This is a genomic window from Eubacterium sp. SB2, assembly GCF_001244405.1.
Lineage (GTDB): Bacteria > Bacillota > Clostridia > Lachnospirales > Lachnospiraceae > Faecalicatena > Faecalicatena contortus_B.
Window position 1 is genome coordinate 716,239 of sequence record NZ_LN865153.1, and the last position, 12,786, is coordinate 729,024.

A 12,786-nucleotide genomic window follows, 5' to 3' on the forward strand; every position below is an offset into this window, starting at 1 on the left:
GTAACAGTTCGGGCCTGCCTGAACTGTTACATTCTGACTGGGCTTTGCGGAAACATCAGGATGATAAACCTGCCTTTTGCCCTTTATGCCTGCTGGCTTCGTAAAGGCCCCTTACTATCAGGTTTATGAAGAGGAGGAGCATGCACATAGCTACGGCAGGAGCGGTCTGACCGGCGCCTTCGAGGCTTACTATGGCTACGGAGGCTATGGGGGCGGTGGGGGTAAACAGGAATACGACCGCGGATACGGTAACCAGGGAATTTACGAAAAAGTATACCCACATTTCGCAGATTGCGGGCGTGCACAGGGGGAGGGTGACGCGGCGCAGGGTCTTGTAGAATGGGACTGCGAGGGATTCGGATACAGTTTCGAATTCTTTGTCAAGCCTTTTCAGAGCGGTTGTGGCGGTGCTAAAAGGTACGGAGTAGAAGTGTATCATGTTCGCCAGTACGATGATCCAGATGGTTCCGTATATAAAGTGGAAAGGGTTTTGTAATACGTAGCCGTCTGCGAATGGGATCTTGAAGTTTGGTGCGTTGAAGAACATAATGAAACTCAGGCCTACTACGGTTCCCGGTATCGCCAGGGGGGTGATGGAGAGCAGGTAAGTAATTCTTCTGCTGACCTTGAATTTCTGGTTTTTCTCAATCAGGTATGCTCCCAGGAATGTGATGAAAGTTCCCAGAAAAGCCGATATGAGCGCTATGATTATGGAATTTTTGAATGCAGTGGTTCCGCTGCCTGATGAGATTTGCCCCAGATCATAGTTGGAAAGTGTAAATGTCAGATTATAGGGCCAGAATTTGATCAGGGAGGCAAACAGAGCGACTGCGAAAAACAACAGCATAGCCAGTGTGATCACGAGACAGAATATCGTTGCCGCCATGTCGCTTGGCCTGTGGGGTTTAATCTGGTATGGTATCGATTTTGCGCTGATCGCCGCATTCTGCTTTTTATTTGTAATCCGGTCCACTGCGAAGGACAGTACGGCCGGAAACAGCAGGATGATTCCCACTACCGCACCCATGTTAAAGTTCTGCTGCCCGACCACCTGTTTATAGACGTCTGTGGCCAGTACGTTGTAGTTGCCGCCCACAACCGAGGGGGCTCCAAAATCGGTAAAACTGTATGTAAACGCTACAAATATGGCGCTGATCAGCCCGTACTTGACGTTCGGTATGGTGATCGTAAACATTTTCCGGATCGCCGAAGTGCCCATTGTTTCCGCCGCCTCATACAGACGGTTGTCTGCAGCAGAAAATGCCACCATCAGGATCGTTGTCGCCACTGGAAAGCAGTAGATGCTTTCGGCGATGATAATCCCCACCTTGCCGTATAAAGGCACCTGCCAGCCAAGTGCGGTGAAGATGCCTTTATTTCCAAACAGGTAGATCAATGCGATACCAAGAAGCATGGTGGGGGCAAAGATCGGGATCATTCCGATGTATCTGAAAAAGCCTTTCCACGGTACATTTTTTCTCGACAGGGAATAGGCGAAGAAAAATGCCAGTGTCACTGATATGAGTGTTGATACGGCTGCAATAAAAAAAGTATGTGATATGGAATAAACCATGGATTTGCTCTGAAAATATTTTGCAAACTGGGACAAGCCTGCAAATGCACCGCTCTTATCCTGAAATGCCTTCAGGAACAGGGTGCACAGGGGGAGAACCAGGAAGAGTACCAGAAAAATCATAACCAGGTAAATCGCGGCTCCTCTGACAATGTCTTCCTTCTCTCCACTCCTTACTAATTTTTTTATACGGTTCATGTTATGTTATTTTCTCCTTCAAATGATGTTCTGGAATTGACGGGGCCCGGGTAATAGTTCATACTTGTCTGAACCGTTGCGGGGCCCGGGATATATCTGCTGATTTTCTGCCCCGCCCGCTTTATTATGCGGATTCAAATCCCAGCAGTTCTTCGCGCGGCATATTAACAAACACGATCTCGCCCACTCTGAATTTCTTTTCTTTTGCCGCCTGAAAAGGCACATCCACATACAGCACCATATCGCCGTAGACCACATGGCTTACCTGTACGGAAACACGGTTATAAAATCCTCTGAATTCAATGTCTGCGATCTTTCCGCGCAGGCTTTCCCTGCCTGCCGTTCTTTCTATTTCTATCTTTTCAGGGCGTATGGCAACGCGCTCATAATTGCCCAGATTGTATACCTGGCTCTTTTCACGGTCAATAAAATTGATGGAGCCGATGAAATCCGCTACAAAAGGATTTTCCGGGTGCTCATAGATTTCTTCCGGGGTTCCCTCCTGCATCACAACAGCCTTATTCATTACAATGATTCTGTCTGCCATGGTCAGGGCCTCATCCTGGTCATGGGTTACCATGATCGTTGTTAGACCCAGTTCTTTTTGAATACTGCAGATCTCTTTCCTCAGAGATATCCTGACCTTTGCATCCAGCGCGGACAACGGTTCATCCAGCAGCAAAAAATCGGGCTCTGTCGCCAGTGCCCTTGCCAGTGCAACACGCTGCTGTTCTCCCCCCGACATCTGTGACGGCAGGCGGTCCTTTGCATTGGTCAGTTTAATCATCTCAAAAAGGCGCCCAACCCGCTCTTCGATGTCTTTATTTTTTATCTTTTTGTTGCGCAGCCCGTATGCCACATTTTCGTATGCCGAAAGGTTCGGAAAGAGCGCATAAGACTGGAACATGATCCCAAAGTTTCTTCTGGACGGCGGAAGATTGGTCACATCTCTGTCATTGATGTATATCCTCCCGTCACTTGGCCGGTCCAGGCCGGCTATTAAGCGCAGCAATGTGGATTTGCCGCACCCGGAAGGGCCAAGCAGGCAGACGAATTCGCCTGCTTGGATCTGTAAATTCACATGATTCAATGCCACATTCTTTTCAAAAACCTTTGAAACATCACTGATTTTTAAACTTACGCTCATAGGATCTACCTCTATTCTTCCGGAGCACTCTTGGAATCGTAACGGTCAGTCCAGCTTTCCAAAATGGATTCTCTGTTCTTTGCCGCTTTGTTAAAGTCCATATCCGGGATCAGCTGATCCAGCGGATTCTGTGAATATCCTTCCGGAATATTATCGCTGGCGCCCGTTGCAACGATCGGATAATTGGTTGCATATTTTTTCATAACATTATCAGATATCGCCCAGTCCAGGAACTTTTTGGATATCTCTTTTTCATTGTCCTTTTTAATCAGAGCATTTGCTTCCATATCCCATCCGGAACCCTCTGACGGGAACACTGCCTCACAGATCTCGCTTCCCACTTCTTCTGCTGACTGAATGCAGCGGTAGCCGAAAGAGATGCCGATTCCATATTCCCCTGCTGCTGTCGCCTTAGCAGGCTGAGAACCAGAATGCATATAAACCGCTACATTTTCATGAAGCTTATCCAGATAGTTCCAGCCTTCCTCATCTCCGTAGAGGCTGAGAATTCCATTAACAGTTAAGAGTCCGGTGCCGGAAGACGCGGGATTGGACATTGCGATTAGTCCCTTATACTTCGGATCCAGCAGATCTTCATAAGATTTTGGTACGGTATCAATTCCCTTTGACTTCAGGACTTCCTTATTTACAATAAACGCAGTTTCCCATGCATCGATTCCCACCCAGGAAGGTACATCCGCGCTATCTTTGAATTCCGGGAGGATTCTGTCCGCCCCTTCCGGTTCGTATGGTTCCAGCATATCATCCTGTGCCAGTACAAGCAGACTGGTAGCCGACAGGCCCCATACTACATCCGCAACCGGATTATCCTTTTCCGCAAGCAGTTTAGATGTGATGATACCCGTGGATTCTCTTGTGACATTTACTGTGACATCCGGGTTCTGTTCCTTAAATTCTTCCAGATAATCCGTCACCTGCTCGTCCTCGAGAGCGGTATATACATTGATTACATTCTCGTCTCCTGCACTTGCCGATGTGCTGCTGCCTTCCTCTGCATTTGCCTTAGTCACGCATCCTGTCAGTGTGCCCAGGGTCATCAGCGCTATCATTCCCATTACTATAATCTTCTTCATAATTACCTCCAGATTTATTATTTATCTTCATTTCACAAGGCAATTATATCGGCTGATTATTGAATTCTTATCATCTGTTGGTTGGAATTCTGTAAAATATTTTCCTGGAAATGTTAAATTATTTTACATTTTCAGTTACCTGGAGTATAGTCGGCAAGCTTTAGACTTGTCGACGGATGGGGACGCGAAATAAAGGGAACGCCGCCAGCCTTCCCTTTATTTCGCTGGGTTCATCCAATCGGCAGATAAACTTGTCAACTAGGGAGGTCCGTAACGGGGGCAGCGTATTGAGTCGTTTGATGGCACAGCATAGCCCCGGTACATAGAAAGAGTAAATTGAGCTTTATTCTGCTGCTGACTCTTCCCCAGGTATGAATTACAGGGTGCCTTTGGATATACTTTCACTGTACAGGATGTTCGAAAATGTTGAATACTAAATGCAGGACCCATTCCAAAAATAATTTTCATGCGCTTTCAGCACAACAATTTATATTTCTATAAAGTTACAACCGTATCGTTGATAAATGAATGGGGACTTCATGTTCCACCGGTCGAATCAATACACTGCCCCCGTTACGGACCCTCCCCAGTAGACGAGCTTTACTGCCGATTGGATGAACCCAGCGAAAGGACGGGATAGCCGAAAACCTCCCGGAGAACATCCATGTCCTTTCAAAAATGCTCAAAGCGGGCCTTAGAAATTCTTGGTGGGAAACAGCCCTGAAAATGGAGAGAATTTTTGATACCGAATCAAAAATTCAGCTGACCCAGCGCGAGAAATCATCCGATTTCTCGTGATGTGTCAGCTGTGCTCCATTTTCGCGGCTGTTTCCCGCCTAGAATTTCTTAGGTTCGTGGCCGCATTTTTGAAAGGACATGGATGTTCACCGGGAGGCTTTCGGCTATCCCTTCCTTTCGCGCCCCCATCCGTCGACAAAACTGAAGCTTGCCAACTAATCTCCGGTAACCATATTCAGGGAAGAAACAGGATCTCGCTGCTTTCATGAGCTGGACAGGCTCCCAGCATTGTCTTCCCATTTTCATACCTGCCATGGAAATCACTTCCCCCTGTCATGAACAGCCGGTAGCTGCGGCAGTACTCCTCAACCCTTCTTCGGTCGGACTTCCCGTGGGAGGGGTGGTTCCACTCGATTCCGTCCAGCCCTGCCTCCGCCAACCGGTGTATCACCCCGTAGTTTCCCTGCTGCCCCGGATGCGCCAGTACCGCATATCCTTTATCGGCCTTGATTGCCTGCACCACATCCTCTGCAGCAGGGTACTCAATATCAAAGTCACAGGGGCCCTGATTTTTAAATATATTTTGGTAAACTCTCCCGAACAGCGTTTCACTCTGCCCGGTCTTTACCAGATAATCCAGAATATGCTGCTTATAAATGCAGGACCCTACCGTCCTTCTAATCTCCTCCTCGGATATTCGGTACCCGAGGTTCTTAAGAATCCCGATCTGCTTCAGGCAGTTTTCATTTCTTTTTTTCAGTGTTTCTCTTCCAATGGCCTCTATCTGTCGGTTAGTCTGATATTTATATCCAAGTATGTGAACTTTTTTATTTCTTTTGAAATCAAATGCAGACATTTCAATTCCCGGAATAGCCTGAATCCCCTGTTCCTCCGCCAACGCCTTGTGCTTTTCGGCATCAATCGTTGTATCGTGATCCGTAAAAGACAGGTGCGTAATCCCCTCCGCTTTGGCCCCGGCAAGGATGGCCTCTGTCTGCAGGCTGCAGTCAGATACCGCCGTATGTATATGTAAATCCGCCCGGTACATCACACCGCCTCCTCTGTCTGAAAGCTGCCCTTTGAAATATTGTACACGCGGTCACAAAGCCCTTCCATGAACTCAAGATCGTGGAAAATTCCTATCATAGATGTTCCTTCTGCTTTCAGCTTCATCAGTAATTCTTTTACCAGAAGCTTTGTGCCGTTGTCCAGTGATGCCGTCGGTTCATCCAGTAATAATAGCCTTGGCGCCTTTACCATGGCATGAGCCAGGTTCAGCCTCAGCTTTTCCCCGCCCGAAAAAGTATTGGGATAAATATCCCAGAGCGTCTCGCTCAACTTAAAGTAACGCAGCATTTCTTCCGCTTTTTCTCTGGACTCTTCATAGGAAAATCCAGCGTCCAGGGCGCCGTTGATCACATGCTCCCTGGCTGTGGTACGGGGAAGTATCGTCAGAAACTGCGATACATATCCGATCTCTACTTTCCGCAGATGAATGATTTTTCTTTCTTCCGCGCTTGCCAGATCCAGTCTTCCGTATGAAAGTGAATCGTACATCACGCTTCCGGTGGAGACGGAATAGGTGCGGTAAATGCAGCGCAGGACCGTAGATTTTCCTGCCCCCGATGTCCCCACGATTCCAATAAAACCGCCTTTGTCCAGCGTAAAGCTGATATCCCTGCAGCTCTTGATCTCCCTGCCCTGCTCATGCAGATAGAATTGTTTTGACAGGCCCTTTATTTCCAGTATATGCTCCATAATTCCTCCTAATCCGCCACACGGTAACGGCATTCCATAATACATTCTCCATTCACAAATACCTGCTTCACTGCAGGTTTTCCCTCTGCTGCATCTACGAGAAGCAGATCCGCTCTCTTTCCAATTTCCACAGACCCCAATTCCTGATCAAGCCCCACAGCTCTGGCGGGATTGGCCGTCACATACTGTACTGCCTTACAAAGAGGGATGCCGTGTTCCCGGTTCAGGCAGAATACCGCCTGCAGCAGGGCCTGGGGATAATAATCAGATACAAGAACATTGGCTGCACCTGCACGAACCGCCTCCAGCGCGGACAGATTACCGGAATGCGATCCGCCCAGCAGTATATTCGGCGCCCCTAAGACGGTCTGAAAGCCTTTTTTCACCGCGGCCTCTGCCACTTCCAGCGTAATCGGGAATTCACTGATGGACACGCCCAGTTCCCGGTTCATATCCAGCTTTTCTACAGTATCATCATCATGGCTCGCCACGGAGATCCCACATTTTGCTGCTGTCTCTGCCAATTTTCTCAATTGAGGAAATGATACTGTTTTTTTCCGCATTTCCCGCTCTACCAGTTCCTCAAATTCCTTCTCCGAAAGGCCTCTGCCCTCGTCTGGCTGATGTTTCCGGTAAATATCCAGATTTTTATACTGCCCCTGTCCCGGCGAATGATCCATAAAGGACAGCAGATCCACCAGGCCGCTTTCAAGCATGTCCGCTACCTCTTCATAGCAGTCCAGATTATCAATTTCATAGCGCAGATGATATCTGTGGCGGATCAGTCTCTTCTTGTACCGGTATTCTCCAATCAAACCGGCCAGTTTCTTGACCTGGGAGGACTGCCTGATTTCTTTTACATCCCAGGAGCCGTCCCGGAACATGGATATCGAGTGGAACATTGTGGTAATACCGCAGGCGGCCAGCACCCGCTCCGCTTCCCCCAAAGCCATTTCAAAATCCATAACTGCAGTACTGCGCGGCTGTATATATGTCTCAATCATGTCGGAGTGAATATCTATGATCCCAGGCATAATATAGGCTCCACCGGCATCATAGATTTCGCGGGAACCGGTTTTATCCGCATCCCCAGTCCTCCGGATGCCGGTGATCCTGCCGTTTTCTATCACCACATCATGGGCCTGCAGCATCTGCTCCTCCAGGACAATAATTCCGTTTGTTATTATTTTCTGCATGTAATCTTCCTCACATTTTCCAATTCAGCTGTTGCATCATTTTTATATCCTTTGTTACACAAATTTCATTTCAGCTGTTGCATCATTCCCATTTCAGCTATTGCATCATTCCCATTCCGGCTGTTGCATAATTCCCATTCCAGTTTTTGTATAACCCCCATTCTGCCTCTTACAAAAGGGAATGGACCAGCTGCTGGGTATATGGCTGCTGCGGGTCATCCAGAATCTGATCGGTCAGCCCCTGCTCGATGATCTTTCCGTCCAGCATGACGATTGTTCTGTCTGCCAGCATGCGTATCACCGCCAGATCATGGGAAACCAGCATGATGGAAATGTGGAATTCCTGCCGGATTCTGCGGATCAGTTCCAGCACTTTTGCCTGCACGGACAGGTCCAGCCCCGTGGTGACTTCATCCAGCAGGAGAATCGCCGGATTATTTGCCAGTGCCTTGGAGATCTGTACGCGCTGCTGCATGCCCCCGCTGAAGTTTTTCGGCGGTTCTTTCTTTCTGGACTGCAGGATTTCCACTGCATCCAGCAGTTCCTCTACGCGCTCGTTCATCCCTGCAAAATTCCGCTGGCCTGCGGCTATCAGCTTCTCGGCGATATTGCCGGCGCCTGAGTAGTCCATCCGAAGGCCCAGCAGGGGATTCTGGTAAACCATTCCCATGATATGGTTTTTTATATATTTTTTCTTTTGCAGGCTCTGTCCGAAGATATCTGCCTCCCCATTCTCAAAATCCCGGAGATACCCTTGTCCCTCCGTTATATCAAAATCAAAGTACAGACTCTTCATCAGTGTTGATTTTCCGGAACCTGACTCTCCCACGATTCCCAGTATCTCGCCCTCGTACAGAGTTACATTAATATCGCTGCATGCCCAGACGGTTTTACAATGGGGGCAGGTGTTTTTGACCAGTGCTCCGCCATTCCTGCAGTGATCACAGGTTTTTCCATAACGCACGGTCAGGTGCTGAATATCCAGTACGGGCTTTTCCATTACGCTCCACGCTCCCTTCTGCCACGGCAGAATCCGGTATCACTGCATTCGTATACCTTTTCTCCTGTGCTCTCATCTATGATTTCATCCAGATATACCCCCTGTGCACCGCACAGCCTGCATCTTTTTCCTTCAAAGTCTTCTGTTTTAAACGGAACATCCTCAAAACACATGGATTCCACATCCGTATGCGGCGGGATCGCATAGATCTTCTTTTCCCGTCCTGCCCCAAACAGATACAGGGTATCGCTGTCATTCAGCTTCTGGTTGTCATACCTCGGAATGGGGCTGGGGTTCATGACATAGCGTTCCTCCACCATGACCGGGTATTCTGAGCTGATGCTGATATCCCCGAACTGGGTCAGATCCTCAAAGAGAGAAAGCCACATGCCGCTGTACTCTGCTTCTGCATGCATCTGTTTTGTCACAGATTCCCTCGGCTCTACAATACGCAGAGGTTCCGGCGTCGGCACCTGAAGGACCAGTATCTGGTCATTTCTCATGGGAATCTCCGGTATTCTGTGACGGCTCTGAATGATACTTGCTTCTTCCGAATCTGTGGTGAGTTCCACCCCGGTGCATTCTTCCACCAGTTTTTTTATATTTACGGCATTGACACTGTCATCGCTGCCCTGATCAATGACTTTCAGTACATCCTCTTTTCCGATAATGGACAGGGTGATCTGAATGCCGCCTGTTCCCCAGCCCCTGCCGATGGGCAGCTCTCTGGAACCAAAAGGGACCTGGTAGCCGGGGATGGCCACTGCCTTTAATATGCTTCTTCTGATTTCACGCTTGGAGCCCTCATCCAGAAAGGCAAAATTATAGTGCTTTGCATCAATCATTTATTCATCCTCCGTTTCTCTGCAGAGGGGTCTGCCCTCTTTGCCATTGGTGTCTGTCTCTCTGACTCTGTCCAGTTTCGATTGGAAGGTGACATAGTGCGGCAGCTTTAGATGGGATATAAAGCCGCTCATTTCCAGACAGTCGCCGTGGGTAAGAACAAATTCCTCATCCTGGGACGGGGTGCTCCCCTCGGTTTCCAGTCCCGCATCGGCAATAGACATGGCAATGGCCTTGTTCTCATTTCTGCCGAATATCAGGCCGTATCCTCCGGAAAGCGTCATCTTATCGAATTCCTCATCTGTTTCTGTGTGGGAAGGCACCAGTGCTTCCACTTCGGTCACAAGGATTTCTCCGATACAGATCTCTTCTTCCTCATTCAGTGCATAGGGAATGCATACTTCCACATATCCGCTCCGCAGCTCGGATACGGTCGGATGTACAGCCCCGTACCCGCGCATGGAGCTGTAAGCAACTCCCCCCAGGAATCCGGCATCACTTCTTGCAAACGTCTGCAGCCTTGCACTGCGCGGAGCGGGAAATGTGAGCAGACTGCTGGTCACATCAAAGGGAGGGGTATTATCTTCCGCTGTATCCTCCAGTAGATTCTCGGCTTTTAAAAGATCTGTCACGCGGCTGCAGCGAATGTCGGCGCCGTCTTCTGCCACAGTTCTTTCTATTTGTTCCTGCACTTCCCGTGGTTTATCGTGATTTACACGGTCTTCTGTTCCGCCTTTCGTATTGTCTTCTCTACTGCCTTTTATATTGTCTTCCATGATATCTTCCATCAGCGAAAAGTCCAGAAGACGATGTGAATAATCGTATGTAGGTCCCAATATCTGCCCTCCCGGGATATCTTTAAAGGCAGCGGAAATCCTCCGCAGAATCCGCATTTTCCCCGTATCAATCGGCAGTGAATAATAGTTTCTAGGCAGGGTGGAACGGTAGGCCCGCAGTAAAAATACCGCTTCCTCCACACTGCCCTCGCACTGCTTCAGCGCCAGCGCAGCATACTCTTCTGAGTAAAACCCTGCTTCGCTCATGATCTTATCTACTAACAGCGCCATATTTTCTTTCATGCATGTCACACTGATATCTTCTTTGCTCTCTCTGAATATTTCCAGCAGTTTCAAGGACTGTTCAATTGCCTCTTTGCCGCCGGTAACTGCTACATAAGCCATATGTCTGCCTCCTATTGTTTTCTTGAATACTCTGCTTTTATATCATCCTGCACAACCTCGGGAGTCCCATAATGTTCCCGGTAACATCCGCAAATACCAAATCCACCCCTAGCGGATACTCAATCTGCAGACTTTGACGCAGAGCGGTGACCTTTTTTATATAAGGATAGACCTCGACAGTAAGCCTGTCTTTGATGCCGGGTCCCTCCAGTGTCATGGATTCTCTGCCTGCCAGCTCCGTGCACTGCAGAAAAACCGTGGCCGACTGCTGAGGATCGGCATACGTCCCATGCTTAATATTTTTCAAAATCTGTTCCATGGAGCCATAATTCATCTCGGAGGAAAGGAAGATATAATCTGCCTTGTCCAGATCCGCCTCATGGCACAGTGTCAGACTGTGTAAATCCGCAGAAAGTACCGGATTCTTTTCTACATACATTGTTTCTTCATTATCCAGCAATGTGCATCCCAGTGCCATCAAAGCCTGGTGGCTGCCTGCAAATTTACCGGCCTGATGACCGATACTGCCGATTGTTCCCGGATTAGCCAGGGCATGGAGCAGTTTTCTGAATACCTTCTGTCCGTCAAACACAAAATCAAACTCATATGCAAGTTTTAATTCCTTCACCATTTTCTATTCTCCCATTACATTAAAATTAACCTTCGATTTTCTAAGCGCGCGATTTAACTCTGCACGCGCCGCTGCCTGCTGCCTGCCAAGCTCTTGAATCTGCCCGAGTACCTGCTGCTTCTCTGCCTTTTTATCCGGCAGATTCAGAAACCCGTCAATAACAGCTGCCGCCGTCACTTTATCAAAATCATCTCCCGCAAGTACTGCCGCGCCTTTCACGCCATCCACCAGCACCATACATTCTGTTGCAAGCACTTCGCCGAGATAGAACAGGGATCTTTTAACAGTTTCCCTGGCTTTTACCATAACGAGTGTTTTCTGCGGCGGCTTCATAATTTGAATCTCACAGTTTTCTTTCATAGGACCAGCAATTTCTATTACTTCCTTCTGGGAAGCTCCTGCCAGAATTACGGATATCTCCCGCTTCGTCATAACTATTCCTCCTGATCTGCCTTTGTTTAAATTCAAATATTTTACTTCTCTGAGCATCTTATGTGAGGAATGTAAAGTTGCCAACTGCGTTGCGTAAACTCTTCGTAAAGTTGTCTGAATATTGTTGTGCTTGAGAGATTCTGTTGTTATAATCGTGGGGAAAACAGGCAGAATTTGAAGGGGAGGTCAAAGGGGTCTGACCCCCTTGAGCTTCATTGTCTGAATATACACGGAGGTGTACTTATATGAAGAAAAATTGGACATGGGAGTCCATTGTTGATGTTCTTATACAGGAATTTCAGAAAAATATATACAAGAAGGGCGATAAGATGCCAAGTGAAAATAAGATGGCCGTCCGATTTGGCGTCCCCCGCTCCGAGATCCGGAAGGCTTATGAACGGCTGAAGGAACTGGGTTATATCTATGCCATGCAGGGCTATGGCAGTTTCTTTTCCGGCAGGCGGGATAAGATTCTGCTTTCTATGGAGGACCGGAGTTTTTCCAGCAAGATGGCGGATCTCAATCTTTCCTTTGAGACCCGGAATATGGGATGCCAGAAACTGCGAGGAGATTCTCTGATTCACAGCATGCTGGGTGTGGAATTCGAGGAGCCTATTTATAAGATCACCCGCCTGCGCATACTGGATGGTGAGCCTGCTGCCATACATATCAGCTATATGGCGGAGGATCTGTTCCCCTGCATTCAGGAGGACGGTGCCTCGATTACTTCGGTCTATGACTATATCCATAATTGCGGCTATTCCAATCTGCATACGGAGAACCGGCAGCTTACGGTCTCTTCTCTCAGCAAAAAGGAGCGCTCCCTTCTGCAGATAAAAGGGTACGCTCCCTGTCTTGTTCTCACCTGCCGCTGCGTCACGCTTCCCTCCGGAACCGTTGTAGAGGTTGCCAGGACCATATACCGCAGTGACAAGTTCATATTTGTTTAACTAGTACAGCAGTGCATTAATCTTTCAGTAATAAGCGCCTGATAT

Annotated in this window: 12 protein-coding genes; 1 reads left to right on the forward strand and 11 read right to left on the reverse strand. The window is 48.2% G+C overall.

What is annotated here, in order from left to right; genetic code table 11:
• Positions 1 to 55: 55 nt before the first annotated feature.
• The 11 genes from BN1938_RS15595 to phnG form a co-directional block, all read right to left on the reverse strand.
• On the reverse strand, positions 56 to 1,771 hold the full coding sequence (locus BN1938_RS15595) for a putative 2-aminoethylphosphonate ABC transporter permease subunit (RefSeq protein ID WP_050641479.1): 1,716 nt from the start codon (positions 1,769 to 1,771) through the stop codon (positions 56 to 58).
• A 124-nt stretch (positions 1,772 to 1,895) separates the two neighbouring features.
• Entirely contained in the window at positions 1,896 to 2,918 is a 1,023-nt protein-coding gene (locus BN1938_RS15600; RefSeq protein ID WP_050641480.1) for an ABC transporter ATP-binding protein, read from the reverse strand.
• An 11-nt stretch (positions 2,919 to 2,929) separates the two neighbouring features.
• Positions 2,930 to 4,012 (reverse strand): putative 2-aminoethylphosphonate ABC transporter substrate-binding protein, encoded by a 1,083-nt coding sequence (locus tag BN1938_RS15605; RefSeq protein WP_050641481.1) that lies wholly within the window; start codon positions 4,010 to 4,012, stop codon positions 2,930 to 2,932.
• A 973-nt stretch (positions 4,013 to 4,985) separates the two neighbouring features.
• Positions 4,986 to 5,798, reverse strand: coding sequence for a PHP domain-containing protein (locus tag BN1938_RS15610; protein WP_050641482.1), 813 nt, complete (start codon positions 5,796 to 5,798; stop codon positions 4,986 to 4,988).
• Complete coding sequence (locus BN1938_RS15615) at positions 5,798 to 6,508, reverse strand: phosphonate C-P lyase system protein PhnL (protein ID WP_050641483.1); 711 nt, start codon at positions 6,506 to 6,508, stop codon at positions 5,798 to 5,800. The genes BN1938_RS15610 and BN1938_RS15615 overlap by 1 nt, the downstream gene beginning before the upstream one ends.
• 8 nt (positions 6,509 to 6,516) lie before the next feature.
• Positions 6,517 to 7,704 (reverse strand): phosphonate metabolism protein PhnM, encoded by a 1,188-nt coding sequence (gene phnM / locus BN1938_RS15620; protein WP_050641484.1) that lies wholly within the window; start codon positions 7,702 to 7,704, stop codon positions 6,517 to 6,519.
• Positions 7,705 to 7,873: 169 nt separating this feature from the next.
• Positions 7,874 to 8,704, reverse strand: coding sequence for an ATP-binding cassette domain-containing protein (locus tag BN1938_RS15625; RefSeq protein ID WP_050641485.1), 831 nt, complete (start codon positions 8,702 to 8,704; stop codon positions 7,874 to 7,876).
• Positions 8,704 to 9,549 carry an alpha-D-ribose 1-methylphosphonate 5-phosphate C-P-lyase PhnJ gene (locus tag BN1938_RS15630; RefSeq protein ID WP_050641486.1) on the reverse strand — a complete coding sequence of 282 codons (846 nt, stop codon included), beginning with the start codon at positions 9,547 to 9,549 and terminating at the stop codon, positions 8,704 to 8,706. The genes BN1938_RS15625 and BN1938_RS15630 overlap by 1 nt, the downstream gene beginning before the upstream one ends.
• Positions 9,550 to 10,728 (reverse strand): carbon-phosphorus lyase complex subunit PhnI, encoded by a 1,179-nt coding sequence (locus tag BN1938_RS15635; RefSeq protein ID WP_050641487.1) that lies wholly within the window; start codon positions 10,726 to 10,728, stop codon positions 9,550 to 9,552.
• A 37-nt stretch (positions 10,729 to 10,765) separates the two neighbouring features.
• Positions 10,766 to 11,359, reverse strand: a complete 594-nt coding sequence (gene phnH, locus BN1938_RS15640; RefSeq protein WP_050641488.1) for a phosphonate C-P lyase system protein PhnH — start codon at positions 11,357 to 11,359, stop codon at positions 10,766 to 10,768.
• Positions 11,360 to 11,362: 3 nt separating this feature from the next.
• Positions 11,363 to 11,791 (reverse strand): phosphonate C-P lyase system protein PhnG, encoded by a 429-nt coding sequence (gene phnG / locus BN1938_RS15645; RefSeq protein ID WP_050641489.1) that lies wholly within the window; start codon positions 11,789 to 11,791, stop codon positions 11,363 to 11,365.
• Between the two features lie 245 nt (positions 11,792 to 12,036).
• Between phnG and BN1938_RS15650 the strand changes: the two genes are divergently transcribed.
• Positions 12,037 to 12,741, forward strand: coding sequence for a GntR family transcriptional regulator (locus BN1938_RS15650; RefSeq protein WP_050641490.1), 705 nt, complete (start codon positions 12,037 to 12,039; stop codon positions 12,739 to 12,741).
• Positions 12,742 to 12,786 lie beyond the last annotated feature (45 nt).

Coding starts and splice junctions, on each gene's coding strand:
- BN1938_RS15595 (WP_050641479.1), bottom strand. CDS start 1,771: ATGAACCGTATAAAAAAATTAGTAAGGAGTGGAGAGAAGGAAGACATT.
- BN1938_RS15600 (WP_050641480.1), bottom strand. CDS start 2,918: ATGAGCGTAAGTTTAAAAATCAGTGATGTTTCAAAGGTTTTTGAAAAG.
- BN1938_RS15605 (WP_050641481.1), bottom strand. CDS start 4,012: ATGAAGAAGATTATAGTAATGGGAATGATAGCGCTGATGACCCTGGGC.
- BN1938_RS15610 (WP_050641482.1), bottom strand. CDS start 5,798: ATGTACCGGGCGGATTTACATATACATACGGCGGTATCTGACTGCAGC.
- BN1938_RS15615 (WP_050641483.1), bottom strand. CDS start 6,508: ATGGAGCATATACTGGAAATAAAGGGCCTGTCAAAACAATTCTATCTG.
- phnM (WP_050641484.1), bottom strand. CDS start 7,704: ATGCAGAAAATAATAACAAACGGAATTATTGTCCTGGAGGAGCAGATG.
- BN1938_RS15625 (WP_050641485.1), bottom strand. CDS start 8,704: ATGGAAAAGCCCGTACTGGATATTCAGCACCTGACCGTGCGTTATGGA.
- BN1938_RS15630 (WP_050641486.1), bottom strand. CDS start 9,549: ATGATTGATGCAAAGCACTATAATTTTGCCTTTCTGGATGAGGGCTCC.
- BN1938_RS15635 (WP_050641487.1), bottom strand. CDS start 10,728: ATGGCTTATGTAGCAGTTACCGGCGGCAAAGAGGCAATTGAACAGTCC.
- phnH (WP_050641488.1), bottom strand. CDS start 11,359: ATGGTGAAGGAATTAAAACTTGCATATGAGTTTGATTTTGTGTTTGAC.
- phnG (WP_050641489.1), bottom strand. CDS start 11,791: ATGACGAAGCGGGAGATATCCGTAATTCTGGCAGGAGCTTCCCAGAAG.
- BN1938_RS15650 (WP_050641490.1), top strand. CDS start 12,037: ATGAAGAAAAATTGGACATGGGAGTCCATTGTTGATGTTCTTATACAG.